The 26452-nt window shown below is 62.2% G+C and carries 22 protein-coding genes; 11 read left to right on the top strand and 11 right to left on the bottom strand.

Going from position 1 to position 26452, the window contains the following annotated elements; genetic code table 11:
• The first annotated feature begins 490 nt into the window (after nucleotides 1-490).
• A complete protein-coding gene (locus ABH939_RS10555) occupies nucleotides 491-1027 on the top strand; it encodes a hypothetical protein (RefSeq protein WP_054781872.1) in 537 nt (178 codons plus the stop codon).
• Between the two features lie 1434 nt (nucleotides 1028-2461).
• Here the strand turns inward: ABH939_RS10555 and ABH939_RS10550 are convergent.
• Together ABH939_RS10550 and ABH939_RS10545 are read right to left on the bottom strand one after the other, a co-directional pair.
• Nucleotides 2462-4474, bottom strand: coding sequence for a YhgE/Pip domain-containing protein (locus ABH939_RS10550; RefSeq protein WP_058039138.1), 2013 nt, complete (start codon nucleotides 4472-4474; stop codon nucleotides 2462-2464).
• Nucleotides 4475-4479: 5 nt separating this feature from the next.
• Nucleotides 4480-5202, bottom strand: a complete 723-nt coding sequence (locus ABH939_RS10545; protein WP_054826521.1) for an ATP-binding cassette domain-containing protein — start codon at nucleotides 5200-5202, stop codon at nucleotides 4480-4482.
• Nucleotides 5203-5381: 179 nt separating this feature from the next.
• On the opposite strand from ABH939_RS10545, the gene ABH939_RS10540 reads away from it, so the two are divergent.
• On the top strand, nucleotides 5382-6014 hold the full coding sequence (locus ABH939_RS10540) for a hypothetical protein (RefSeq protein ID WP_228232471.1): 633 nt from the start codon (nucleotides 5382-5384) through the stop codon (nucleotides 6012-6014).
• Nucleotides 6015-6099: 85 nt separating this feature from the next.
• Here ABH939_RS10540 and ABH939_RS10535 read toward each other — a convergent pair whose 3' ends face one another.
• From ABH939_RS10535 to ABH939_RS10520, 4 genes are all read right to left on the bottom strand, one after another.
• Complete coding sequence (locus ABH939_RS10535) at nucleotides 6100-7935, bottom strand: acyl-CoA dehydrogenase (RefSeq protein WP_007734578.1); 1836 nt, start codon at nucleotides 7933-7935, stop codon at nucleotides 6100-6102.
• Nucleotides 7936-8024: 89 nt separating this feature from the next.
• The gene (locus ABH939_RS10530; RefSeq protein WP_007734580.1) at nucleotides 8025-8657 is read right to left on the bottom strand and encodes a bifunctional 2-polyprenyl-6-hydroxyphenol methylase/3-demethylubiquinol 3-O-methyltransferase UbiG; all 633 of its coding nucleotides are present in this window, start codon (nucleotides 8655-8657) and stop codon (nucleotides 8025-8027) included.
• A 21-nt stretch (nucleotides 8658-8678) separates the two neighbouring features.
• Nucleotides 8679-11162 (bottom strand): FtsX-like permease family protein, encoded by a 2484-nt coding sequence (locus ABH939_RS10525; protein ID WP_373937127.1) that lies wholly within the window; start codon nucleotides 11160-11162, stop codon nucleotides 8679-8681.
• Nucleotides 11162-11944, bottom strand: a complete 783-nt coding sequence (locus ABH939_RS10520) for an ABC transporter ATP-binding protein (RefSeq protein ID WP_051649487.1) — start codon at nucleotides 11942-11944, stop codon at nucleotides 11162-11164. The genes ABH939_RS10525 and ABH939_RS10520 overlap by 1 nt, the downstream gene beginning before the upstream one ends.
• A 109-nt stretch (nucleotides 11945-12053) precedes the next feature.
• Here ABH939_RS10520 and ABH939_RS10515 point away from each other — a divergent pair, with 109 nt between their 5' ends.
• The 4 genes from ABH939_RS10515 (at nucleotide 12054) to murJ (ending at nucleotide 16837) form a co-directional block, all read left to right on the top strand.
• Complete coding sequence (locus tag ABH939_RS10515) at nucleotides 12054-13292, top strand: sensor histidine kinase (protein ID WP_179090776.1); 1239 nt, start codon at nucleotides 12054-12056, stop codon at nucleotides 13290-13292.
• Nucleotides 13280-13921: a response regulator transcription factor gene (locus ABH939_RS10510; RefSeq protein WP_003945784.1), complete on the top strand. Its 642-nt coding sequence runs from the start codon at nucleotides 13280-13282 to the stop codon at nucleotides 13919-13921. Before ABH939_RS10515 ends, ABH939_RS10510 begins: the two co-directional genes overlap by 13 nt.
• A gap of 161 nt (nucleotides 13922-14082) precedes the next feature.
• Nucleotides 14083-15111 (top strand): beta-ketoacyl-ACP synthase III, encoded by a 1029-nt coding sequence (locus tag ABH939_RS10505; protein WP_003945837.1) that lies wholly within the window; start codon nucleotides 14083-14085, stop codon nucleotides 15109-15111.
• 97 nt (nucleotides 15112-15208) lie between these two features.
• Entirely contained in the window at nucleotides 15209-16837 is a 1629-nt protein-coding gene (gene murJ / locus ABH939_RS10500; RefSeq protein WP_228232473.1) for a murein biosynthesis integral membrane protein MurJ, read from the top strand.
• On the opposite strand, the gene ABH939_RS10495 is transcribed toward murJ, so the two are convergent.
• The 3 genes from ABH939_RS10495 to ABH939_RS10485 all read right to left on the bottom strand — a co-directional run bounded on the left by ABH939_RS10495 (nucleotide 16823) and on the right by ABH939_RS10485 (nucleotide 20093).
• Nucleotides 16823-17977, bottom strand: a complete 1155-nt coding sequence (locus ABH939_RS10495; protein WP_007734589.1) for an alkaline phosphatase family protein — start codon at nucleotides 17975-17977, stop codon at nucleotides 16823-16825. The genes murJ and ABH939_RS10495 overlap by 15 nt on opposite strands.
• A 135-nt stretch (nucleotides 17978-18112) precedes the next feature.
• Entirely contained in the window at nucleotides 18113-18886 is a 774-nt protein-coding gene (locus ABH939_RS10490; RefSeq protein WP_042452552.1) for a VOC family protein, read from the bottom strand.
• 262 nt (nucleotides 18887-19148) lie between these two features.
• Nucleotides 19149-20093 carry an alpha/beta fold hydrolase gene (locus ABH939_RS10485; protein WP_042452549.1) on the bottom strand — a complete coding sequence of 315 codons (945 nt, stop codon included), beginning with the start codon at nucleotides 20091-20093 and terminating at the stop codon, nucleotides 19149-19151.
• Nucleotides 20094-20312: 219 nt separating this feature from the next.
• On the opposite strand from ABH939_RS10485, the gene ABH939_RS10480 reads away from it, so the two are divergent.
• Nucleotides 20313-20450: a hypothetical protein gene (locus tag ABH939_RS10480; protein ID WP_003945592.1), complete on the top strand. Its 138-nt coding sequence runs from the start codon at nucleotides 20313-20315 to the stop codon at nucleotides 20448-20450.
• Here ABH939_RS10480 and ABH939_RS10475 read toward each other — a convergent pair.
• Complete coding sequence (locus ABH939_RS10475; protein ID WP_042452547.1) at nucleotides 20432-21193, bottom strand: SDR family NAD(P)-dependent oxidoreductase; 762 nt, start codon at nucleotides 21191-21193, stop codon at nucleotides 20432-20434. The two genes, ABH939_RS10480 and ABH939_RS10475, sit on opposite strands and share 19 nt — an antisense overlap.
• A 205-nt stretch (nucleotides 21194-21398) precedes the next feature.
• On the opposite strand from ABH939_RS10475, the gene ABH939_RS10470 reads away from it, so the two are divergent.
• Nucleotides 21399-21557: a hypothetical protein gene (locus ABH939_RS10470; RefSeq protein WP_156423205.1), complete on the top strand. Its 159-nt coding sequence runs from the start codon at nucleotides 21399-21401 to the stop codon at nucleotides 21555-21557.
• A 113-nt stretch (nucleotides 21558-21670) separates the two neighbouring features.
• Here ABH939_RS10470 and ABH939_RS10465 read toward each other — a convergent pair whose 3' ends face one another.
• Nucleotides 21671-22516, bottom strand: a complete 846-nt coding sequence (locus tag ABH939_RS10465) for a hypothetical protein (RefSeq protein WP_099696976.1) — start codon at nucleotides 22514-22516, stop codon at nucleotides 21671-21673.
• Nucleotides 22517-22624: 108 nt separating this feature from the next.
• Here ABH939_RS10465 and ABH939_RS10460 point away from each other — a divergent pair, with 108 nt between their 5' ends.
• The 3 genes from ABH939_RS10460 (at nucleotide 22625) to ABH939_RS10450 (ending at nucleotide 26432) form a co-directional block, all read left to right on the top strand.
• Nucleotides 22625-23860 carry a cytochrome P450 gene (locus ABH939_RS10460; protein ID WP_099696975.1) on the top strand — a complete coding sequence of 412 codons (1236 nt, stop codon included), beginning with the start codon at nucleotides 22625-22627 and terminating at the stop codon, nucleotides 23858-23860.
• On the top strand, nucleotides 23857-24420 hold the full coding sequence (locus ABH939_RS10455; RefSeq protein WP_054826166.1) for a TetR/AcrR family transcriptional regulator: 564 nt from the start codon (nucleotides 23857-23859) through the stop codon (nucleotides 24418-24420). Before ABH939_RS10460 ends, ABH939_RS10455 begins: the two co-directional genes overlap by 4 nt.
• A 224-nt stretch (nucleotides 24421-24644) precedes the next feature.
• Nucleotides 24645-26432 (top strand): alkyl/aryl-sulfatase, encoded by a 1788-nt coding sequence (locus tag ABH939_RS10450; protein ID WP_235867734.1) that lies wholly within the window; start codon nucleotides 24645-24647, stop codon nucleotides 26430-26432.
• Nucleotides 26433-26452 lie beyond the last annotated feature (20 nt).

Raw genomic sequence — 26452 nt, 5'->3', positions numbered from 1 at the left:
CATCACTAACAAATGAACATTCTACGGTGAAAGTGTGGTTTGTCTATGTGACTTTTCGTGCAACGTGCGATATATCGGAATATTTTCTGCTCGACGACTGTCGTGGCTTTTCAAACTTCTCGACTATTTGGATTGTCGGTTTAAACGCTTTGCATTCGATGCTCGAAATTTCATTGAGAAAAATATCGAGGTTGGACGAAAAATTTCTAGAACCTGTTCCCGGATGGACGAAATGTGAGTACAGTGACTCACGTCACCAGAGCTTCGGGTCCTGTTCAATGCGAGCTCTCACCAGGGCATTCCCTTTTAGGGAAAGCTGTAGCCCTGCGAGCAGGGCCATAAATGCGAAGTTGGCGATAGCCCCGAAGATAGCAGGTCGGTTGGTGATAAGAGATGGTCAGAACAGATCGGGTTGGAGCGTTAAGGACTCCGCGCTCTCGCCTATGAATTGAACGCCTGGGGTCTATCAATTCAACCGAAGGAAGAACTCGTGAAGTTGACTGCCAAGAATTCCGTCAGAGGTGTCCTGCTCGGTACCGCAGCCGGTGCGATGGTGCTCGCCGGAACCGGTATTGCATCCGCTGCCACCGTCGGCGCTGCTGGCTCCGCCGTAACTCTTTCCGCATCCTCTGCGTATCAGGTATGTGGCAATTTCTACGTCGGCCCGGACGCCCACGTGGCGGGCGTGCCTTCTGGTGCCAAAGCGGTAGTGGGCGCCCAGGTCACTGGCAAGCTATACAGCTCATCCTCCAGCACGACTCCGATCACGACCTTCACCGCCACAACGAATGCCGCGGGTGGATGGTGCATGCAGGGTGACTCGGCGATGGCTAGCACCGTGACGAGCGGTGGTGAGGTCAGGATGTCCACCGACACTCCGACCGTGTTGGACGGCACAACAACTCGCACAGGGCAGTGGTCGGGCGGCGGGGCGGACGCCGTCATCGATGCAGGGGAGTTCCTCCTCCATGGCAATGCGTTCATCTTTTCGGATAGGGCCTCGAAGGTGAACTTCTACTACCAGTAAGTCGATCGGCTGCAAGGTTGATCGTAAGAACCTGGACGGGTTGGAGTGCGGGTCTCCGTGCTCCAACCCGTTCGCCGTATGACGCCGTGTTGCGAGTTCGGGTGTGTGTTTCGGCAATTGTGACAATGGGCGCGGGTGTCGCCAGGGAGATGGCGAATGCTGCTTCGGCTGTGACGAATGCAGGCCTGTCTCTGCGGCTTTGTCTCGCAGCCTGCTCGATGTAATTCGGTCGTCCGGCACGGATTGGACGGCATCGGTATCGTCTCGAAGTCATGGCTTATGGGCAATCGCCGTAAGGTTGGCTCGCAATCAATTCTTGTGCCACTGAATAGTGTTCGTGAAGCCGTGATCGGGAAGTTGGCTGCGCGACCTGAATCCGTGATTCGGGTGGCTTTCTGATCCTGCCAGCGGTTCCATCTCGCTTTCGGTGCAAAATTTCTAGTCCTAAAGATTTAATGAACCGAACTATAGTACTAGGACTTTAGTGCTAACTAAATGAATTCCATCTATGGCAAGAAAAATTCCTAGAACGAGTTCCTAATTTGCAAATTTTGGGTACAGTTGTCGGCACCACGAGGAGTTGCGGGCTTCCCCAAAACCTCGCTTGGCAACCACTGTTGTGCCGGATAAACCGACCTGGCCCCGCGCCACAGTCAGAGCAATTACCTACTGGAAACGGAGTAACAAATGTTAGGTCAGTTCATGGCCCTCCTGCGGGCATTTATCCCGTCCTTTGCAACATCGTTAGGCGACGGGCTTGATGGATTGAACGCCATCTCGCTCGACATGTCCGCGAGTGGAGGAGAGGGCTGATGGGATCCGTGCAGCAAGGTACCGCGTCGCTGGGGCAGACCGTAGAACAGATGCTTCCGATGTTATTTACATATCTGATGGATATCCCGCTCCAACTGTCATTCGGTTACCCCCGGTGACCCTGTTCAATCTGAGGAGAAACTAGATGTCGCTCAACGCAATGAGCACGGACCTGGCTGAACTTGCAACCATGACGTTCTACGCCCTTAGGTTTCCGCTTCAACAATTCCTTGTCGGACTCTCGTAAAGAAGGGTGAACTCATGTCGTCTGATTTCTGGACCGGAAGTGTCAAGAACACGCTAGCGTTTTACGGGCTGACGTTGGTCGGGTTGTGGACCGCATCAATGGAAGGCGGCGGGTGGGCAAGCCTCGATCGATGAGCGCGAAATAGAATATTCGACGTGAGCTGATCGGCAGCTCCGACGATATCTGAGATAGCCGAATGCAGACCCTGTCGTAAAGGTTCCTGGCAGGGTCTGCATCACGTGCGAGGCAGCTTCAAAACATGATCGTCCGCCCCTCCCGGTGCTGGCGCCGCGAGAGGTTTACGAGGCCAAGGCAGCACGGTGGCGCAGGGAATGGCCTGCGCTGACCGTGGAGCCTTGGCCGGAGACCCTGACCTAGACTTCGATCGGCGGATGCAGCCTGTCCATGGTCCATTGCCGATTTCGGCGTGCAGCAAGTGAACTGGCCCCGAGTGAGGCGACGAGAAGGCCGCCGAGGACGGCGATCGAGACCCACAGCCTCGAGTCGATGCCGCCGACGGTGAGTTGTCGAAGCCCGTTCACCGCGTAGGTCATGGGGTCGAACGGGTGGATGATCTGGAACGGTTTCGCGGTGGTTTCCACGGGATAGATGCCGCCGGCCGAAACCAGTTGCAGCATCAGGAACGCCAGGGTGATCACGCGTCCGACGGAGACTCCGAAGATGGCGTTGAACGCCTGGATCAACGCCATATACGTGGCAGTGATGAGCATCAGGAATCCGACGGTGCCGAGGGCGTGCGTGGGGTGCAGGCCAACGGCGAAGTGCACGACCAGGTACATCACGATCACCTGGCAGATGCCGATGAGCAAGGCCGGCCAGTACGAGGCGAGGACCACTCGCAGCGCGCCGAGTCCGTTTGCGATAGGCCGGTTCTGGAGCGGCTTGAGCAGCATCCAGGTGATGATGCCGCCCACGAACAGTGCGAGGGGCAGGAAGAACGGAGCAAAACCGGTACCGAAGGTGCTTGCCCGGTTCTCGTAGGTCTCCTGCAGCTCGACCGGACTGGAGAGGGTTTGAGCGGTTGCTGTTCGCTGCTGATCGGTCCAACTGGGAACCTGGCCGGCGCCCTCGGTGAGTTTGGTTGCGAGTTCGGCAGACCCGGCACGGAGTTGCTCGGTTCCGTCGGCGAGTTTGGCTGCACCGTCGGAGAGTTGGACGCTGCCGTCGGTGAGTTGAACCAGTCCACTGCTGAGGGTTTGAGCGCCGTCGTTGACTTGCTGACCGCCGTCACGCAGCTGTACCAGGCCGTTGCGGAGTTCACCGCCGCCGTTGGCCGCGGCGCTGAGCCCGGCGCGGAAGGTGCTCGAGGGATCGTCGAGTTGGTAAGCGAGTTGTTGTGCGCCGCTCTTGAGTTCGCCCAGTTGACCCATGGTCGCTTCGCCGAAGCCCTGAGTGCGCAGCATGTCCTGGGCAGGCGCGAGGGCGTTGGCGATCTGTTGGCTGACGGGATCCGGGTTCAGTCGAAGGCTGGCCACTGCCTGACCGACCAGCTGTGCGACGTCTGCTTGTGTGTTCCCGAGTACGCTCAGCTGGTCGACGACCTGGGTGACGCCACCACTGAGTTGGCTTGCGCCGTCGCCCAGTTGGACGGCCCCGAGATCGAGCTGCCCCAAACCGTCGGTCAGTGCGAGGACACCGTCCGTGGCGGTATTGATACCGGTCGAGAGTTGCGCTGTACCGCCGGCAAGAGTGGCTGCGCCGTCACGTGCGGTAACCATGTTGTCGGCCAGCGTTTTCGAGCCCGACGCCAATTCGCCGGCTCCGGCGTTGGCAGTGTTCACTCCGGCCGAGAGCTGGAGTGCTCCGTCGGCGGCCTGCTTCAAACCTGCACCCGCGTCGGTCAATCCGACCAGGACCGTCTCGACGGACTGCGCGCCGATCTTGTCGCTGACTTGACTGAGGACCTGCTGGGCGGCGTTTTGGCCGATGATGGTGCCGAGGTAGTTGTTGACGTCGTTGAAGGTGAACTGCAACTGAGCTTTGTGGGGGTCCTTGGTCGTCGGGGAGGCCACGGCCTCGCTGAAATTCTCAGGCAAGGTGAGAGAGAAGTAGTACGTGCCGTCCGAGACTCCCTGAGCGGCTTCCTGCTGTGAGACCAGGTGGAGATCGAGCTCACCGGAATCGAGCAGCGCTTGGCTTACCTCGTCGCCCGCGTTGAGTTCCTGACCCTGCACCATCGCACCGCGGTCTGTGTTGACCAGCGCGACGGGGACCTTGTTGACCTCACCGAACGGATTCCAGAAGGCCCACAGGTACATCGCGCCGTACAGCAGTGGCATCAAGATGATGGTGACGAGTGCGATCCTGGGCATCGCGCCGCGGGAGAACCGCTTGAGTTCGGTTCCGAGAGACATTCCAGCGAGCATCGCGGTTACCTCGCCCCTTCTTGGTCGGGATTGGTGACTTCTTGGAGCAGGGTGACGGCATCGATGGGTGATCCGTCGGGCAGCGGGTTGACGGTCGACGCGATGATGGTCTGGTAGCTCCCCATCTCGACCAGTCGCTCGACGAGATATGCGCGCTCGGAGTCACGCCGCACCTGTTCGAGATCGTCGACGACCAGCAAGGCCGGCTTCTTCGTGTTCGCGACGGCGATACGCAGCAGGGTCGCCTCGAGTTCCCCGAGATCGCTGACGTATCGGCCGAGCGCAGGCAACGGATGATCGCCGAAGACGGGAGCGCACACCGCTTCGAGTTCGCGGTCTCCGGCGCGTCCGACGAGTTTGTACCAGGGAGCATCCCAGCGAATTTGTTCGGTGATCAGATCGCGGACGGTGACGGACTCGGCAAGCTCGTCGATGTCCTCGAACCCGGCGATCCCGGCGATCTCGAAGATCTCTCGGGGACGCGTTCGACCGAAGACGGACAGTGATCCGGAACTGGCTTTCATTCGCCCGCTGAGTGTCAGAAGTAAGGACGTACGTCCTGAACCGGCCGAGCCTTCGAGGATGGTCACACCGCCCGCACGAATCTCGAGATTGACGGGTCCGAACACCGGCCCCCATGGGCCGTCGAGCGCCAAGTCCGTGGCGGTCAATGCCAGGTCAGGGGCGTAATCGGGTTGTGCGTGCTCTGGTGCGACCACGATGATCACCTGTCTGTTGATCTACTCGGCCTTCGAAAGAACCGAGTGCTGGTTCAGTGGACGTTCGTGCTCACCCAATCACATCGGTAGCGGGCGAGCTGTCCCATGAATGGGATGTGTCGGACACGTCCGGCAACTTGGAGACCGAACGGTATGTATTCTGTTGGAAACGGAACGGGGGAGTCGAGGTGCCGGTTCGTAGACGCGGGATGTGCGCGGTGCTGGTCATGGCCACCCTGTCGGTTGTCTCCTGTGCCGGTGAGCGCGAGTCGCCCCCGTTCGTGTCGAGCGAGAGGCTTTTCGAGTTCACCGGTCGCAATGTCGGACCCGTGACCGTTCCGCCCTTGCCTTCCGATCGGCACGAGTCCGAAGCAGCGCCGTACGGAGCCATCACCCTGTCCGGTGGGTGGAGCGGCGCAGCCAATGTCTCGCTGCCCGGATCCGTCACGTGTTTCGAGCACAACTGGGCGGATTCGCTGCCCGCCGGTCACCGCCAGTGGGCCTACGAGGTGCACACCAGTTCCTTTTACGAGTACGACGGCGGCGGCGAGTATCCGGGACGTGATTTCCAGTTGCAGGTCTACGTGAACGAAAAACCGGAACCAGGTCAGCACGGGTCGGCGATCATGAAGTTCTCGGATCAGAGCGGACAGTTCGTGTCCTTCGGGGGCGGTGACGACAAGTCCATCGAAATCGTCAGTTCTCCGGACCGCAGGCGCGTGGCGCTTTCCCTGGTAGGAAGGGCGGCACGGCCCGGCGAACAACCGACGACGTCCGTACTGTCCGCACAGATCAGCTGTCCGACCGTCGAGCGCAGATGACCTCGGATTCCATGGACCGCTGAGCATGAAAATGCCGGCCCCGAAACGTTCTCGGGACCGGCACTTTTCATGAATCAGGAACGAATCAGAATGCTGCTTCGTCGATCTCCATGATGTCGTTCTCGGTGTTCGCGATGATCTCGCGTGAAGCGGTGAGCTCGGGCAGGACGTTCTTGGCGAAGAAGGAAGCGATGGCGACCTTGCCCTCGTAGAAGCCCTTGTCCTTGTCGGAAGCGCCGTTGTCGAGTGCTGCGAGAGCGATCTCGGACTGGCGGAGCAGCTGCCAGCCGATGAGCAGGTCGCCGACGGACATCAGGAAGCGGACGGAGCCGAGGCCGACCTTGTACAGCTCGGTGGGCTGCTCCTGAGCTCCCATGAGGAAGCCGGTGAGCGTGGCGGCCATGGCCTGGACGTCTTCGAGTGCGGTGGCGAGCAGTGCGCGCTCCGCCTTCAGACGACCGTTGCCGGCTTCGCTGTCGATGAAGGTCTTGATCTGTCCGGCAACGTGAGCGAGCGCGACGCCGCGGTCACGAGCGATCTTGCGGAAGAAGAAGTCCTGAGCCTGGATGGCCGTCGTGCCTTCGTACAGCGAGTCGATCTTGGAGTCGCGGATGTACTGCTCGATCGGGTAGTCCTGCAGGAAGCCGGAGCCACCGAGGGTCTGCAGGCTGTCCGTCAGGTACTGGTACGCACGCTCGGAGCCGACGCCCTTGACGATCGGGAGCAGCAGGTCGTTGACGCGGAACGCGGTGTCCTTGTCTGCGCCCGAGACGAGCTGGGCGACAACCTCGTCCTGGTGAGCTGCGGTGTAGAGGTACACCGCGCGCAGGCCTTCGGCGTATGCCTTCTGCATTGCCAGGCTACGACGCACGTCGGGGTGGTGCGTGATGGTCACGCGCGGTGCTGCCTTGTTGGTCATCTGGGTCAGGTCTGCGCCCTGCACGCGCTGCTTGGCGTAATCGAGAGCGTTGAGGTAACCGGTGGAGAGGGTGGCGATTGCCTTGGTGCCGACCATCATTCGAGCGTGCTCGATGACGTCGAACATCTGGGCGATGCCGTTGTGGACCTCGCCGACCAGCCAGCCCTGTGCGGGGATGCCGTGGCCGCCGAAGGTGACCTCACACGTGGCGGAGACCTTCAGGCCCATCTTGTGCTCGACGTTGGTGACGAAGACACCGTTACGCTCGCCGAACTCTTCGGTCTCGAAGTTGAAGTGCGTCTTCGGGACGAAGAACAGGCTCAGGCCCTTGGTGCCCGGTCCGGCGCCTTCGGGGCGAGCGAGAACGAGGTGGAAGATGTTCTCGAACAGGTCGTCCGAGTCGGCCGAGGTGATGAAGCGCTTGACGCCCTCGATGTGCCAGGAGCCGTCGTCCTGCTTGATCGCCTTGGTGCGTCCGGCACCGACGTCGGAGCCGGCGTCGGGCTCGGTGAGGACCATCGTGGCGCCCCATCCGCGTTCGACGATGGTGGCTGCCCACTTCTTCTGCTCTTCGGTGCCGTTGTTGAACAGCACGTCCGCGAAGGCGGGTCCGGCCTGGTACATGTGCGCTGCAGGCTGTGCGCCCAGGATCAGCTCACCGATGGCCCACACGACGGAGCGGGGAACCGGCACGCCGCCGACCTCTTCGCTCAATCCCATGCGGTACCACTCGGCATCCCACAGAGCCTTGAACGACTTCTTGAAGGATTCCGGAAGTGCAACGGTGTGCGTCTCGGGATCGAAGACAGGGGGGTTGCGGTCCGCATCGGCGAAAGATTCGCCAAGCGGTCCCTCGGCCAGGCGTGCGACCTCTGCCAGCATGTTGCGGACAGTGTCGGCATCCAGGTCGCCCCAAGCGCCTTCGCTCAGTGGCTTCTCCAGTCCGAGAACCTCGAAGAGGTTGAACTCCAGGTCCCGAACGTTGCTCTTGTAATGGCCCATGTCTTCTGCTTCTCCCAGTGAGGTGGTGCGGTCCAGCACTCCTAGTACCGCCCGAAGTTTATTACTCGTCGGTAACTTAATACATGTTACTAGCCGTTCTTTGCATTGCCAACACCGGATTTGCGTCCGATGACAAGCGCGTCGACCGCGATTCCCGTTTCGGTGTGCCTGTGGGGATTTCCGGCGATCTCGAACTCGAGCTTTCCGCGGAACTCCTGCATCAATTCTTCTGGTGTGTAAAGGATTTCGGGATCTTGCGGCCCGCCGACGCCGTAGTCGATGTTGCTTCGGTCGTGACCCAAAATCATGAGGATTCCGTCAGGTTTCAGAGAATTTATGGCACGGTTCACAACCAGGGTGCGTTGTGGTGCGGGCAGATGAAGGTAAAGAAGCAGGGCCAAGTCGTATCCCTGCCCGTTCCTCGAGGCGTAATCCGCGACGGTGACGTCGCCGCATCGGTAGTCGAGCCGGTCGAGAACCGATCGGGGCGAGCGGGCCGCGATCGTGCGGGCTTTCTCGATCGCGACGGCCGAGTAGTCGATCCCGGTGACCTCCCAACCGCGGGTCGCGAGCCACAACGCGTTACGGCCCTCGCCGCACGCCAGGTCCAGTGCCTGGCCGTGGGGGAGGGCCGTCGCGTATTCCACCAGCAATTCGTTGGGAGGAGCGCCCCAGACGAGCTCGGTTTCTTCGTACTTCTTGTCCCAGGCCGCCGCATCCATAGATGACGACGGTAGTGCCACTCAGTGGTTACGCACTCCGTCCATCGGGTTCTTGCGTAGAGCGGCGCGCGTCGGGATCGCGATGGAGACAAATCCCAGAACAGCGGTCACCGCGACGATGGAACCGTAAATCGCCGGTGAAATCGCCGGGATCGGCTGCCCGGACACCGCTACGGCAATGCCCATCAGAGGCGGCAGGGCGATCAGTGATCCGACCACGACGGCGATTCCCACCACCATCAACGACTCGATGCGCATCATTGCTCGGACCTGCCTCGTCCGCGAGCCCACCAGTTGAAGGAGCGCGAACTCGCGGGAACGCTCGGCAGTGGCGGCGACCAGGGTGTTCACGACTGCGACTGCGAGATAGCCGAGCAGGACGAGGACGGCGAGGATGCTGACCCACGACTGCATACGGCGCTGATCTTCGCCCGCGGCCCCGAACTGGTCCTGGTTCATCGCGGCGATCGAGGGGAACGAGCGCAACGACTGCTGGACTTCGGCCGACCGTCCGGGTTCGGCAGCAACCAGAACGGTGTCGATCAGAGCGTCGGTGGAGTGCTGACGCAAAGTCTCGATCGGCATGGTCACGTCCCCGAATCCGAGGCCGCGACCATATTTTGCGACGACCATGGGATGTACCAGTGTTCCGTCACCCAGATAGAGGTCGACGCGCTGGCCTACCTTGGCTCCGAGGGTGAAGGCGCCGTCTTCGCTCACGGCAACGGTATCGCCGGTCAGAGCGCTGAGGTCGCCCTCGGTCACTGCGAGATCGAGGGTCGCGTCGGCGCTGGCGGCGTCGATGCCCTGGGCCGCGATCGCGCTGTCGGCTGAGCCGCCTTCCTCACCGCTGGGTACCGGGAGGACTTGACTGCGGACCACCGGGTTTGCCGCACTCACTCCGGGCACCGATGCGATCGACTCGAGGAGCGAGGGAGCGATACCGGCTGGTGCGCCGACGATCAGGTCGGCGGTGACGCCCTTGATCGACTGGTTGGTCGCCTCGGCGGCGACGGTGCTCTGGCTGAAGAACTGCACCGAGCCCAGTGCGATTGCGAGAGCCAACGGAACAACCGCCGACGAGAGCCGTCTCGAATTGGATTCGGCGTTGGCGGCAGCGAGAACTTTGGACGCCGACCCACTGCGGCGCAGCGGACCGCCGATCACCTTGATGATGCCGCGCACCAACAAGGGGCCGAGCAGCGCGACCGAGAAGATCAACAACAGTGCGCTCGAACCGGCTCCAGCGGCCGCCACGCTGCCGGGCAGGAAAGCAGGGAGGACGCAGGCGCTGAGGCCGGCGGCGCCGAAGATCAGCCCGGTGACGATGCGTCCGCGGCTCAGTTTCGCCGGGCCGCTTTCGGATTCGCGAAGCGCTTCGACGGGGTCGAGCTTCGCCGGTCGTCGTGCCGCGATCGCCGCTGCCGCGCGGGCAGTGAGTACGCAGATCAGGAAAGCTGCGATCGCCGGAAGCGGGCTGTAGGCCAGCGCGAAATCGGTGGGCATGACCCCGGCGTCGGCGAACTGTGCGCCAAGCACTCGGGCGAGCAGGTATCCGGGCACCGCGCCGAGAGCTGCCGCCGCAGCAGCAACGAGCAGCACTTCACGTCCGATCATGACGTGCACTTGCCGCGTGGTGGCCCCGATTGCCCGCAACAGAGCGAACTCTCGGCGCCTGGCGTTGATCGAGAGCGACAGCGTGCTGGAAACGACGAACATACTGACCATCAACGCGAGACCGGCAAACGACGCGCAGAGCACGATCAACTGCGTCCGCGCAGCACCGGCGTCGAGGAATTCGATGCCTCCGCGTGCAGTGCCGGTCGAGACCTCCGCACCGGTTCCGGCGAGTGCATCGCGGGCGAGAGCGGCAGCATCCACGCCTTCGGGAGCGATCAATCCGACTGCGGTGACAGCGTTCTGGTGCGGCCACAACCGTTCGGCCTCTGCGTCGTCGAGGAAGACGAGTGCCGGACGGTCGGGTGACGGCACCGAAGCCGAATCAGCTGTGCCGACGACGGTGTACTCGTCCGTTACCGCGCCGTGAGCCAGCGTGATTCGCTCGCCGAGCGCGGCGCCCGTGGTCGAGACCACCTCGTCGCGGCTCTGCGGAGCGCGCCCCTCGGTGAGCGAGTACGGCGCCAATTGTGCTGTGTTCCAAGGATGTGCATCGAGTACGACGCCCTCGGCCGTGCTGACCGGCACGGAGATGTCGGGAACCACCGTGACGTCGAGTGTGTCGAGCTTGCGGACCGTATCGCCGTCGAGGAGAACTCGCTCGGCAAAGGGCTGATCGGCGTCTTCCTTGACCTCGAGCGCCTGTGGTGCACTCACGACGGCGTCGGCACCGGCGTAGAGATGTGGTGAGACACCGCCCCGCACTCCCGATTCCAGCAGCACACCCAGACCGCAGGTGAGGAGCGCTGCACAGAATACGGAGACGAACACGGCGACGAAACCGGAGCGATGCGCTTTCAGGTGCGCAAAGGTGTGCGCTTTCATCATCACCAGTCCCCGAGGTGCGTCATGCGCTCGGCGATCTGCTGCGGGGTCGGGCGGTCGATGTGCCCGACAAGTTTCCCGTCGGCGAGGAACAGCACACGATCGGCGTACGACGCGGCCACCGGGTCGTGCGTGACCATGACGATGGTCTGGTCGAACTCGGCGGCTGTCCGGCGCAACAACTCCAGAACCTGCTTGGCGCTACGGGAGTCGAGGGCGCCGGTCGGTTCGTCGGCAAAGAGTGCGTCGGGGTGGGTAACGAGGGCGCGTGCGATGGCGACGCGTTGCTGCTGACCGCCGGACAACTCGGAGGGTTTGCGCTTGCGGTGCGATCCGAGTCCGACGGATTCGAGGACGAAGGTCAGGTACTGCTTGTCGGCTCGTCGCCCGGCGAGGAGTAGGGGGAGCGTGACGTTCTGCTCGACGTCGAGAGCGCCGAGCAGGTTGTAGGCCTGGAAGACGAAACCGATGTGATCGCGACGGAAGATGCTGCGGGCCTTCGGCTTCAGTTGTGAAATTTCGGTGTCGCCCAGCCACACCGATCCGCTGCTCGGTCGGTCGAGGCCCGCGGCGCAGTGCAGGAAAGTGCTCTTACCTGATCCGGACGGGCCCATCACTGCGGTGAAGGTGCTGCGCGGCAGAGTGAGGCTGACGTTGTCGAGGGCGGTCACGGCGCCGCGGCCGTTGCCGTAGACCTTGCTGACCCCTTCGAGTCGCACGGCAGATGTTCGAGCTCCCGTGGCACCAGGAGCCGGCGGGGCGAGGACCGAGTGTCGATTCTTCATGGGAAGAACGCTATGGAGATTCGCCATTCGTCGACATCCAGCAGAGTCCCGAATCAATGGTGTAGCCAGCTGTAGTGGATCGTGCGGTGTGGTGCGGCATGCTGGGGCAGTGAAGAAGAGAACCAGGGCTGCGGTGTACGTGCTCGTCGAGGGCGCGGCAGCTGTGGTTTCCCTGTTCTTGCTGATGGTCGGTCTCATTCTGTTGTCGCTCTCGATTCTGATCGTCGGCTGGTTGCTGTTGCCGTCGTACGTGCGAGTGCTCCGGTGGTGGGCCGGCCTGGCTCGCAAACGCACCGCTGCGTACACCGGACGCCCTGTTCTGCAGCGATACCCACCGATGCCCAGCAATCCGACATTCGGGGACTGGAGCCGGTTCCTCACCGATCAGTCGACGAGGCGCGACGCGGCCTGGTTGTCGATTCATGGTCTGGGTGCTTTCGTCGCGGCGATGCTGACCATTGCTCTGCCACTCGGTGCGCTCAATGCGATTGCAGTCCCGCTGTACTGGCAGCAGATGCCCGCCGGTGAACCCGTCAACAATCCGTACCCCGTGACGTCGTGGCTGGGCGCTGCCGGAATGCCGTTGATCGGCATCCTGTACTTCCTGATCGCGTGGTGGTTGATCCCCGCGATGGCGAAATGGATCAGCTGGTCGACCACGACTTTGCTTGCGCCGGATACGCGTTCGGACCTCTCGAAGCGCGTCACCGCCCTGACGGCCAGCCGCGCTGCGGCGCTCGACGCGCATTCGGCCGAACTCAAGCGCATCGAGCGGGATCTGCACGACGGAGCGCAGAACCGTCTGGTCGCGGTGGTGATGATGTTGGGGATGGCCGAGCGGTCGTTGCAGAACAATCCGGACCAGGCTCTGCCACAACTGCATCGGGCCCAAGATGCGGCCACCGAGGCGTTGAGCGAACTCCGGACGTTGGTGCACGACATCTACCCGCCGATCCTCGACGAGTTGGGTCTGGAGGGCGCGATCTCGGCGCTCGCCGGGCGCTCCGCCGTGCCCTGCGTACTCGAGATCGACGAGCTCCGCCGTGCCCCGGCTGCCGTCGAGGCTGCTGCGTACTTCGTCGTCGCCGAGGCCTTGACCAACGTCGCAAAACACAGCGGAGCCCGCAGGGTCACCGTCACGGCACGGACGGAGACGTCGGACGACTCGTCGGGTGAGACGATGCTCATCGACGTGATCGACGACGGTCACGGCGGCGCGAACGAACGCCCGGGCGGCGGCGTGGCGGGTATTCGACGCCGGGTCGAGGCTTTCGAAGGAACCGCAGTATTGGAGAGCCCGGAGGGTGGACCGACAACGATGAGGGTGGAACTACCGTGCGGATTCTGATTGCCGAGGACGACGCTCTCCTGCGAGAGGGGCTGGCCCTGCTGCTCCGCGGAGAGGGCTTCGAGGTGTCTGCTGTCTCCGACGCCGCGCAGTTCCTCACGGTGTTCGAGGAGACCGCCCCCGACGCCGCGGTGCTCGACGTCCGGATGCCTCCTACTTTCACCAACGAAGGACTTCGAGCGGCGATCGAGGTGCGCAAGCTTCGCCCGGGCTTTCCCGTCCTGGTCCTTTCCGCTTACGTCGAGGATCGCTACGCCGGTGAATTGTTGGCAGGAGGCGCCGGCGGGGTCGGGTACCTGCTCAAGGAACGGGTCGGCAAGGTAGCCGAGTTCGTCGACGCATTGAACCGGGTCGTCGACGGCGGAACCGTGATGGATCCCGAGGTCGTATCCCAACTGATGAGCCGTCGACGCGCCGACGATCCGATCAGATCGCTGACGCCACGCGAGTCCGAGGTTCTCGGACTGATGGCGGAGGGGCTGGGAAATCAGGAAATCGCCAGGAAACTGGTCGTCAGCGACACTGCTGTGAGCAAGCACATAGGAAATATCTTCGCAAAACTCGGCCTGTCGGCTTCCGAAAGCGGGCATCGTCGTGTTTTGGCAGTTCTAGCTCATTTACGCGCCTGATCGTGGATCTGGACTACATACCTGACCGAAGCGTAATGTGAGCCAGCCTCATGTTGTTGCCGTGATCGAACGGTGACCTGAGAGGCAGGGGCTTATGTCCTGTACGTAACGTGTGATGTCGAATGCGCGTCATCACCAGAAACCAACGAGGAGATCGATCAATGGGTAAGCCGATTGCCAGTGTGGCCGGAGGTCGGCAGTCCGTCCTTCTCGGGCTCGGCGTTCACCGCCCGGAGCGAGTCGTGACCAACGACGAGATCTGCGAGCTGATCGATTCCACCGACGAGTGGATCCAGACGCGATCGGGTATCAAGTCGCGCCGGTTCTCCGGCGAAGGTGAAGGCATCCTCGCGATGTCGATCAGCGCGGCGCGTAAAGCACTGGACGTCAGCGGCATTGCCCCTGAGCAGATCGGCGCCGTGATCATCGCGACGTCGACGTGGGACCTGCAGACTCCTCAGGCTGCGTCCATCGTCGCCCACGAGCTCGGCATCAAGGGTCCGGCTGCATTCGACGTCGCGGCAGGCTGCGCCGGTTTCTGTACCGCCCTTGCGGTGGCCAGCGACCTGGTTCGCGGCGGCACGGTTGATCACGTACTCGTCGTCGGCGTCGAGTTGATGAGCGAGGCCACCGAGCCCACCGATCGCAGCGTTCGCTTCATCTTCGGTGACGGCGCAGGCGCAGTTGTCGTCGGCCCGAGCGATACCGTCGGAATCGGCCCGGTCGAGTGGGGTTCGGACGGCAGCCAGTCCGACGCCATCGTTCAGGAGCCCAGCTGGCTCGACTACACCAAGAACCCGACCGGACCTCGGCCGTGGATCAAGATGGCCGGCACCGCGGTGTTCCGCTGGGCTGCCTTCGAGATGGGCAAGGTCGCCACTCGCACCCTGGAGAAGTCGGGGCTGGGTATCGAGGACATCGACGCTTTTGTGCCGCACCAGGCAAACCAGCGCATCAACGAGGTCATCGCTCGCAGCATGAAGCTGCCCGAGGGCTTCCCCGTCTCCAACGACATCGCCGAGACGGGCAACACGTCCGCGGCCTCGATCCCGCTCGCCATGGAGCAGATGCTGCGCGACGGCCAGTGCAAGCCGGGCGACAAGGCATTGCTTCTCGCCTTCGGTGCGGGTCTGTCCTTCGCCGGTCAGGTTGTCGTCATGCCGCCGTTGGCTGGAGCAGAATCCGCCTGATTGTTCCTTTCGCAAGGGCGCCTCGAACCCACGGTTCGGGGCGCCCTTCCGTTTCCGTCCGGATCGTCGAACGTCTGCGATGTGGCACTCTGGCGAGATGGTCGAGAACGTGGGGGAGTCCGAACGAGAGTCCGAACGTAATGGTGTGACGGGCGGCAGCTTGGCGAAGATGGGCGGGCAAGTGGCGCTCGCCAGCACGGTCAGTCGGATCACCGGCTTCGTCCGCACCCTTGCCCTTGCCGCGGTCCTGGGCATCGCCCTGGTCAGTGATGCGTACAACGCGGCCAACAGCTTCCCGAACATGGTCTATCAGCTCCTCCTCGGCGGGATTCTCGCCAGCGTCCTGCTTCCGTATCTGACGCGGCAACGCAGCCGTGGGCGGACGCTCGAACGAGAGCAGACGCAGCGCGTTCTCACCGTCGGAGCGCTGGCTCTTGCGCTCGTGACGGTAGTGGCCGTGGTGTGCGCGCCGCCTCTGGTCTCGGCCGTGATCGATGATCCGGCTCAACGAGAGCTGACGACGCTCTTCGCGTACTTGCTTCTTCCGGAGATCTTCTTCTACGGCGTCACGGCGATGATGACGGCTGTGCTCAGCGTTCGATCGGTGTTCGGCGCGCCGGCCTGGGCACCGGTGATCAACAACGTCGTCCTTCTGGTGACGGTCGCGGTCTTCCTGTGTATCCCGGGGCCGGTGGCTCTGACTCCCGAGTCGATGACCACCGCGCAGGTTCTGGTGATCGGTATCGGCACTCTGCTCGGGATCGTGGCGCAAACCGCCGTCGTTGCTCGAGCGCTGCACCGCAACGGGTTTCGGTGGCGCCTTCGCGTGCGCGTCGTACCGCACACCTGGCGCCCGGTGCGCGTCGGGGCGCCGTTGCTCGGCTGGGTACTTGTGTACGTCGTTGCCGGCCAGATCGGTGTGTGGGTGACGATGAAGGTCACTCTCTCCCGTCACGTCTACTCGATGTACACGCACGCGGATCTGCTGTTTCAAGTGGCGTACGGCATTCTCGGTGTGTCGTTGTTGACGGTGCTGATGCCGCGGATCGCCAGGTCGGTTGCTGCGGGTGACGACGTCGGCGTCGTATCCGATCTCGGCCGGGGAGCCCGGTATTCTGTGGTGGCGCTGATCCCGGTGACTGTGGCGCTCATGGTGTTCGGTCCCTCGTTGACCACCTTGATCTTCTTCGGCCGGGTCGACGGCAGCAGTGCCCGGTTGATCGGGACGGCCGTTGCGGTCAGTGCATTCGGGCTGGTGCCCTTTGCGATGGTCATGCTTCAGCTGCGAGTGTTCTACGCCGACAACAACACCCGAACTCCCGCGGTGATCGCCCTGGTGATGGTGGTCGCCAAGACTGCGCTCGTCCTTCTTGCGTCACTGTCGGCGAGTGACGAAAGGCTGGTCCTGGCCGTCTGTGCCGCCGGCTCGTTCTCCTACGTGTGTGGAGCGGTGCTCGGCCACATCCTTCTTCGAAAGCGATACGGGCTGTTGGGATTCCGTCGCGTGCAGGCCACCGTCGGAAGGATTTCGGCGGCGGCAATTCTGGCAGGTGGTTGTGCGCTCGCTTTGGTGGTGGCGGTTCAGAACCGAGTTCCCGAGCCCAGGCTTGCTGCTGTTATTTCATTGTCGGCGGGTGCGGCCGTCGGTGCCGTCGTCCTGTTGGGCGCATGCAAGGTCGTCGGTGTTCCCGAGATTCGCCGGGCGCGAACCCTACTGCTGTCCTGAGGACAAGAGCGGTACCAGCAGTTCGTCCGGAGTGAGGGCGCCGTGCTGTCCACGGAGGCCGGACAGTCCCGATTCGACAGATCGACGTACGACGGCCACGTCCCCGGACGCAATGGCGATGACGTCACCGATCCGGCCGTGATACTCGGAATGCACTGCAGGCCCGAACAATCCTGCGACTATGCCCTCGGACCTCGTCCCGATCCACATGCGGTCACCCAGTTCGGCGCGCCAGCGGTCCGCAACATCTTGTGCAGCGCCTTCTCGGGTGTGGATGTGACGACATCTAGGTTCACCGGCAAGAGCGAGTACATCTTTGGACAGAATCGGAGTGTTGTCGAAGTCGATCTTGTTCTCGTCCGACACGTCGACCATTCCGTGGTCTGCCGTCACCAGCAATCTCACGTCCGGGCCGAGAGCCGCGGCGAGTTGCTCGACCAGTCGATCGACCAGCATCAGTTGGAAGATCCACGGCTCGGACTCGGGTCCGTAGACGTGGCCGAGTGCATCGATCTCGCTGATGTAGCAGTACGTGAACGTGCGGTCGGCAGATTTCGACGCCGCCACGGTGCGAGCGAGGAGGTCTCCGTATGCCTGGATTCCGGCGAACTGGGCACCGCGCATCCCGGCACGGGTGAGGCCGCTGCCGTCGAACTTCGACGGTACGACGGTTGTAACGGTGATGCCGGCTGCGGCGGCGCGATCGAACGTCGTGGCCTGCGGCTGCAGGGTCTCCGGGACGATGGAGTCGGTCTGAGATTCCTTCTTGCCCGCGCTGTGCCAACCCAGCCAGTTGAACACCGAATCGGCTTCTTCGACGTAGGACTGGTAGCCGGTGATGCCGTGCGCTCCCGAAGGCAGACCGGTCCCCAGTGAGACGATGCTGGTGGCCGTCGTCGTGGGGAAGCCTGCCCGGATGGGCGTTCCGACGAGTGAATTCAGGAATGGTGCGTGTTCGGCGTTGCGGGCGAGCAAGTTCGCGCCCATCCCGTCTACCAGTAGAATTACGGTCTTCTTGCTGGGCTGTAGATCGAGACGGTTCGCTTCGCCGCTCACTCCGAGAGAAGCGAGTACCGACGGCGCAAGCGTCGACAGAGTCGGCTGCGAGTACACATCGAGGAGAGGGGCGGGGGCGGGCATCCCATGAGATTAGGCGTTGGACGCAGAAAACTGCATACCTTCTGGGCGAGTGTTCAAATCTGTGCGGTCAAATCCGGACTTTCCAGATGATCAGCGCGCAGAGACCGCGGACCGGTGCGGCCTCCGCGCGGAGATTCATTCCATGATCGTGGAGATCTGGAACTTGGCACCTAGTGGATCGGCCACCGACGCGAGACGACCGAAGGGCGTGTCCTCGGGATCGCGCAAGACGCTGCCGCCGAATTCGACGACCTTGGCGACGGCCGCATCGGTGTCGTCCGCCCCGAAGTACACCTGCCAGAACGACGGCGCCTCTGCCGGGAGGAACGAGCTGGCATCCATCAAACCGGCGACGACGGTGTCACCCTGCTTGGCCTGTGAGTACCGGAACTCGTCGCTGTCACCGATCGACTCGTAAGTCCAGCCGAACACGTCGGTGTAGAACGGCAGGACCGCGGCGTAGTTCTTGGACAAGGTCTCGTGCCAGACCGGCGCTCCGGCCTCGCCGACCAAACCGAAGCCGTGATGCTGATCTGCCTGCCAGATGCCGACGACGGCACCGGCCGGATCGCCCACGATCGCCATGCTGCCCTGAGGACCGACCTGCATCGACGGCATCATGATCGTTCCGCCCGCGGCTTGGGCCTTGGACGCCGACGCTGCCGCATCAGTCGAGGAGATGTAGGTGGTCCACACGTTGCCGTAGGGGTTTCCCTCCTGCTGGGGTCCGAGCCCGGCGATGGGCTGCCCGTCTTTGCTGAAGATCGCGTAGCCGCCGTACTGCGGGTCGTCGTTTGTGTCAGCCTGCCAGCCGAACACGTTGGTGTAGAAGGATTTGGCAACCTCGGTGTCGGAGCTGGTGAGGTCGATCCAACAGGGTGTTCCGTCGAGCGCTGTGCGTGCGGGCATCTGAAAACTCTCCTTAACCGAAACGGATACACAAGCAGGGGACGCGGAAATGCTTGGCCGAGGAAGGCCTGAATCTCACGCTACGCGCGTACCCCGACACATTCCCAGGGTTCGAGAGCTTTGGGGTATGTGTCCGTTTCGCGTTCCCCGGTGGGCCGGACCTGCCAACGTAGACGACCGCCGAATCGTTCTTGATACTCCGAAGTTGATGGGGCACTTGCTCGATCGGCAAGGGCGTTCCACCGGGGAGTGTTGGTACGTGTCAGCTCCTGATCAGCCCCGTGCGATCGAGCCACGCGAGCGCATGACGGGTGAACTCGTCCGGAATCTCCAATTGTGGGGTGTGGCCGGTGTCGCCGAGAATGATGGTGGTCCAGTGTGGATGTGCAGCAGCGGCTGCCCGTGCGGCCTCGACCGGGACAAGCCGATCGCGATCGCCGTGCATCAGGAGCGTCGGAGTCGTGATCTCTCGCAATGTCTTTCGATAGGAGGCAGGACGGGCGAGGGTCATCAGCAGTGACCGTGCTGCCTGAAGGAATTCGGCATCCTGGGTAGGTTCGTTGCGGCGAATCGCCGTCAAGGCAGCGCCCGCGTCGAGGACCGCGGGGTCGGCTCGCGTCGGATCGGCAAAACACAATCTGGTCATCTGAGCGGCCAACTGCCGGTCTGACATCTTTCGGCGTCCGAAGCCGAGAACCTGCTCACCGACGTACGGCATCGAGTAGAGCGCGAATTGGGCGGCGACGGTCAGATCGGGAAGTTGGACGGGCAGGGGGAGCGCCGGATCCACCAGGACCAGGCCGGCGACTGATTCGGGACTGGCATGGGTCGACATTGCCGAGACCATTCCGCCCATGGAATTGCCGAACAGGACGGCGGGCTCACCCACCACTGTGTCGAGAAAGCGATTCAGAAGTACTGCGTTGGCGTCGACGCCGGTGTGTCGCCCACGGGCAGAGGTGAGTCCGAATCCGGCGAGGTCAAGTGCGTACACGCGCGTGCGCGCCGCCAGCGCCGGTGCGACCCGCACCCAGTTCAGGTGCGAGCCGCCCAGACCGTGAACGAGCACGATGGGCGGCGCTCCGCTGGGACCGCCGAAGTCGATCCAGTGAACGTCACCGCCGAGATCGGTGATGTTGCTTGTCCCGCCCCACGGGTGTGTGAGGGTGCTTCCGTCGGTGAGTTGGGCCGAAACAGCGGATTCCATACCTGCCAGGATGCACCGAGGTGTCGTCGTAGTCACGCACTCGTTCCGGTTCGGGATCCGAATATGTGTCATCGATCACGGCTTCTCAAGAAGCTCAGGAAACGGGCAAAACGGAATTTGACTGGTGTTCAGCACTTTTCGAGGCTGTCGCCGCTTTCCGGCGGCCGTGGCGCGCGTCCGGCGGAGGTCGGTTCGGGCATACTGAAAACCATGTGGTGGATGGTCGGGCTCATTGTTCTGGCCGCCTTGGTTTTGGCATCCGTTCTGGTCGGTTTCGTTTTCCGCCGCCCGATCGCCGAAGCCAAGTCGGCGGTGCTTGCCTTCGACGACGCCAGCTCTCAGCCCCAGCGTGACTGACCACCGTCGAGCGGAATTGTTGCTCCAGTCAGATACGCGGCATCCGGGCCGACCAGGAAAGCCACCGCGGTTCCGATGTCCGTTTCGCAGTCGCCGATCCTCCGTAGCGGAATCCCGGCAACAAAGGCGGCAGCCTCCTCCGGGCGTGCATCTGCCCACCGCTGCAGCCCCGGCGACGACGCGTGGGGAGCAACCGCGTTGACCCGGATCCCGTCGACGCCCCATTCGCATGCTGCCGCGCGACTGAGGGCTCGGACGGATTCCTTCACGGCCGCGTAGCCGCCGTAGCCGGCAGCGTCCCAGCGGACGGCCACGGAGCTGACCATGTTGATGATTGCCCCGCCGCCGCGCTCCTTCATGAACGGGTAACAGGCTTGCATGGTTCGCAGAGTCGCGACGGGGCCGGACGTCAATCCGTCGGCAAGGCGCTCCGGAGTGAGGTCGAGGACGTTGCCGAGCGGGTTGAGGCTGGCGTTGTTGATCAGAATGTCGACGCCGCCGAACAGTTCCACCGTTCGCGCCACGGCTCCGGTGATGGAATCCGCGTCGGCGATATCCATGAGCACCGGTTCGGCACGGCCTCCGCGTTCGGCGATCTCGTTACATGTGACGACGAGTTTCGACTCAGTGCGGCCCGCGACCGCGACGGAAGCGCCCTCCTTGGCGAGCGCAAACGCAACTCCCTGGCCGACGCCTTGCCCTGCGCCAGTGATCAGGGCCACTTTTCCATCCAACTTGCCCACTGCTGTTCTCCTGCTCGTCATTCAACGGTTCCCGAAGCGTTGTCCGAATCGCGCATTGTTACTCGTGGGTTCCCGCTGGATGAGATGTGAGTTACGTCCCACTCAGCGGCACCGCTTCAAATTTCGGTCGTCTTACGTATATTGTGAGCGCCGTTACATACCGGGCGCGCGGACCGCGTACACATTCCATGATGAGGAGCTAGACATGGCATTCACCACTGGCAGCAGCAAGACGGACCTCGCAACTCTCGGCGACTTCCAGAAGATCATTGCAGGCCTGGGCGGCGTTCTCGTCGGCATCGGCGCAGTTGCAGGTCTTCTCGGCGCAATTGGTGGCGCAGGAAGCTCGCAGCCGAAGGCTTGATTGCTTCGCTGAACCGGATTTACGGCCCCCGGCCCGCATTCTGAAGGTATTGCCTTCGTGGATGCGGGCCGGAGGTTTGTCTGCAGATGAATACCTGTGTCTTGCAGGCACATTCAATTCTGTGATACGTCAATTGCCGCCGGAACATCCGCACCTTCTTCGTGGGCTTGGGGTCCGAAGTTCGGCAGCGGAGTGAAGTCGAGTGCCGCCTCCGAACCGCGGTAATGGTGGAAGTAGAAGAGGGATCGGTCGGGCCGCACCAGGCTGTCCGGTTCGCTTGTCTTCCATCCCCAGTGGACGTCTGCTCGCAAAATCTCCGACAGCTCCAGTATGTTCTTGCAACCATGGCTCTGTAGCCCAAGGCATTTCAATTCCTCGACGTCTCGCAATTGCCCGTCGCGCGTCCACCTGGATTCGTAGACCAGAGCATCGAGAACGACGCGGTGCGAACCCGCTTGAGTAACGCCGGCAAGTAGAACCTCCCAGTCCAATCCTGGTGCGTGTTGGAGGTACTCGTCGGCGTCGATGAATGCTGCCCATGCGACGGTGTCGCGGTACCGGCTCACGTAATCGACGTACGCCTCTACCTGTCCGTGCACGATCCGACCGTCCGCGTCGCGCGGTTGCCAGTCGACGATCGTCACCGGAAGGTCGTGCAGTTCTTTGCGGAATGCGACCTGAACTTCACTGTCCGACATCGATCGAGTGAAGGCGCCGTAAGAGTTGCCTCTCTTGTCCTCGCTGCGGCCGTGCCAACGGTTGAGACTGAATGCGCTTGTCTTGCGGGTGGACCCGACGGAACCGGTGTTGTCGTAGAGAACAACCTCCCAGCCTTGCTCGATGTGGTGCAGGCACCAGTCCCTGATGAAGGGGAGATGTTCGCGGGGGAGCAGGACCGCAACCACGGCGCGGCGCCCGGAGGCAGAGCTGTTCGGATGATTCTTCGGATCCGTGATCACCCGACACACGATAGTGCTCTGCGTGGATGCGAGTTACTCAATGCTGCTCGTAGGAACGGTTGATCGTAGAACGTTGACACATTCGGCTATTTGTCTCATAGTCGAGTCATGACAACTTCTGTGTCACATTCGCCACGGTTTGTACCTTCCACCGGGGAGTCCTGGCGTTCGCCCTGGGCCATGTACGACGCATTGCGCGAGAACGACCCGGTGCACAACGTTGTGCCGGACGCTGCGCCGCAGGACGACTACTGGGTGCTCACCCGTCACGAAGACGTCTACAACGCCGCTCGCGACTACGAGACGTATTCGTCGGCAAAGGGATTGACCACTGTCTACGGTGAACTCGAACAGATTGGGATGCAGGACAATCCGCCGTTCGTGATGCAGGATCCGCCAGTGCAGTCGGAGTTCCGGCGCATGGTGTCGAAGGGTTTCACTCCGCGTCAGGTATCGGCGGTCGAGCCGATGGTTCGCGAATTTGTCGTCGAACGTATCGAGGCGCTGAAAGCGCGTGGCAGCGGCGATATCGTCGTCGAGCTCTTCAAACCGTTGCCGTCGATGGTTGTCGCACACTATCTGGGTGTGCCGGAATCGGACCGTGACCAGTTCGACGGCTGGACCGAAGCCATTGTCGCTGCCAATTCGGCAGGTGGTGTGGCCGCGGCAGCGACGACGGCGCAGGCCGCCACCGGTGAGCTGATGATGTACTTCGCTTCGCTGATCGAACGCCGCAAGGTCGAACCGGGTGACGACACGATTTCGCACCTACTCGCCGCTGGACTCGGTGAAGACGGCGACATGTCCGGCCTGCTGTCGATTCTGGGCTTCGCCTTCACCATGGTGGCCGGTGGAAACGACACCACGACAGGAATGCTGGGTGGTTCGGTGGCGATGCTGACCGAACGCCTCGATCAGCGTCAGATCCTGCTGGACGATCCCGCATTGATCACCGACGCGGTCGACGAGTTGCTTCGACTCACCTCGCCGGTCCAAGGACTGGCACGCACCACGACGCGAGATGTGGCCTTGGGTGGCAAAGTGATTCCGGCAGGACGTAAGGTTCTGCTGATGTACGGTGCGGCCAATCGTGATCCCGAGAAGTACGGACCCGACGCGGCGGAGTTGGACGTCTTGCGTCGACCGCAGAAGATTCTCACCTTCAGTCATGGCGCCCACCATTGTCTGGGCGCGTCGGCAGCTCGAATGCAGGCGCGAGTTGCTTTGGAAGAGTTGCTTTCCCGGATTCCCGACTTCCATGTCGACATCGACGCGATGCAATACGCGCCGGGCAACTACGTGCGCCGTCCGCTCTCGGCTCCGATGTCGGTGACTCGGCCATGAGCAACGACTGGCTCGGCGAGGGGCGCGCCTTGGCGGCAGCCGAGAAGATCCTCGACAGCGCGGCACAATTGTTCGTCGCGAAAGGCGTCAACGCGGTCGGTATGGCGGAGATAGCCTCTGCTGCAGGATGTTCCCGGGCCACCTTGTATCGGTACTTCGAGAATCGGCAGGCTCTTCACATTGCGTTCGTTCACCGCGAAGCTCGCAGGCTGGGAACTGCGATCGCGGAATCGGTAGCGACCATCGACGATCCGAGTGAGCGTCTGGAGACGGCCATACTCACTGCAGTGTCCGCGGTGCGTAGCACTCCGACGTTGGCTGCATGGTTCACCCCGGGTGATGCGAGTCTTGCCGGTGAACTTGCCAATTCATCCGACGTCATCAACGGACTTGGTGTCGCGATGCTGGGTGAACTCGGAGCAGGCACAGCGTCGCGGGCGCGCTGGATCGTGCGAGTGATTCTCTCGCTGCTCATGGTGCCGGGGGCGGACGAGAACGACGAGCGGACGTTGGTGCGTGAGTTCGTCGTTGCGCTGTTGATTGCTGGACGGGCCACCTGATCATCCCTTCCGGGTGATGTGCGAGGGCTGCGTGGGGATCGAGGATGAACCGATATCCCGACACAGGTCATCGCGAGTTCCCGAGGAGCGTAAGAGAAGATGTCTACACCGTTCGAACTCGACCCCAAGCCCGCCACCGAAGCGACCGCCTGGCAAATGCCCAGGTTCTCCGTGACCTTCCTTTCGACGACACCTTCGACTTCGAACTGATTTCTCGAGGTCTCGTGGCACCGCTCATCGATGGCGGACTGGTCAAAGGTGACAAAGGGCAGTTCATCTTCTCGTACGACGCCTACGGGTTCGCCGACGGCGATGCACCGGATACCGTCAACCCGAGTCTGTGGCGCCAAGCCACTTTAATGGGAAAGGGCGGTGGACTGTTCAAGCTGGCTGATCGTCTGTACCAGGTGATCGGCCAGGACTTGTCGAACACGACGATCATCGAGGGCGACACCGGGTTGATCATCGGTGACACTCTGATGTCCGCGGAAACAGCCGCTCTCGCGCTGGAGTTGTACTACCAGCACCGCCCGAAGGTTCCGGTCAAGGCAATCATCTTCACGCACTCCCACGGCGATCACTTCGGCGGTGTCAAAGGATTTGTCACCGACGAAGAGATCGAGTCCGGTGCCGTAAAGGTCTACGCACCAGACAGTTTCACGGAGGAAGGGATTTCCGAGAACGTACTTGCCGGCACGGCGATGACACGTCGCGGAATGTACATGTACGGATCGTTCCTGCGTCCGGGGCCACAAGGGCAGGTATCCGGTGGTCTCGGCCTGTCCACTTCTCACGGCACTTCGACGTTCGCCGTGCCTACCGACGTCATCACCGAACCGGTGCACGAAGAGGTCATCGACGGTGTGCGCGTGACGTTCATGCTCGCGCCGGGAACCGAAGCGCCGTCCGAAATGCTCTTCTATTTACCAGATTTCAAGGCTCTCGGGTCAGCTGAGGACGTCACGCACACGATGCACAATCTATACACGTTGCGCGGCGCCAAGACTCGCGGCGCCAAAGCGTGGTCGCACTACGTGCGTCTGGCAATGGAACTGTTCCCCGACGTCGAAATCATCTTTGCGCAGCATCATTGGCCCACGTGGGGCAACGACAAGATCTTGAATCTGATGTCGGATCAGGCAGATCTGTACAAGTATCTGCACGATCAGACGTTGCGCCTTGCCAACAAGGGACTGACACCGGTAGAGATTGCCGACCAGATCGAGGTACCCGACGCGATCGGAAAGCAGTGGTACAACCGTGGGTACTACGGCTCGCTCAGTCACAACGTCAAAGCGATCTACACCTTCTATCTCGGTTGGTTCGACGGCGTTCCCGCTCACCTCAATCCCCATCCGCCGGTGGAGAACGGCAAGCGCTACGTCGAAGCCGTCGGCGGACCGGACGCACTTTTGACCAAGGGCAAGCAGGCGTTCGACGACGGCGACTACCGCTGGGCGGCCGAGCTGGTGAACCATCTGGTGTTCGCCGATCCGAGCAATCAGAAAGCGCGAGAGTTGTTGGCGAACACGTACGAACAACTCGGCTACCAAGCCGAGAACGGTACGTGGCGCAACTTCTACCTGGTCGGAGCGATGGAATTGCGGCATCCGCTGGCGCCGATGCCGTCCAACAACCCCACTGGCCCGGCCGTGGTCGCAGTGATGCCGCTCGAGCAGATGCTGGACTTCTGGGCAGTTCGCCTCGACGGTCCCAAAGCAGCCGATGTAGACCTGTCGTTGCGATTCGTGTTGTCGGATACCGCGGACAACGTCCTGGTCACAGTGCGCAACGGCGTGCTGAACTACGACATGGACAAGGCAGATGCTTCGGCCGCCCTGACTCTGACCTTGACCCGTGCCGTGTTCAACGAGGTGTATCTGGGAACGACCTCGCTCACCGAATCCATCAAGGCCGGAACGGCAAAAGCTGTGGGAGATCAGTCCGAACTGGAGACGTTCATCTCGCTGCTGGAGGACTTCGATCTGTGGTTCGATATCGTCACGCCGTGACAGTCGCACCAGTCACGCCG

Source organism: Rhodococcus sp. 27YEA6 (genome assembly GCF_044908235.1).
In the GTDB taxonomy this organism is placed as follows: domain Bacteria; phylum Actinomycetota; class Actinomycetes; order Mycobacteriales; family Mycobacteriaceae; genus Rhodococcus_F; species Rhodococcus_F qingshengii.
Note: the sequence above shows the minus strand (reverse complement) of the source record. Positions and strands in the feature narration are given on the sequence as shown.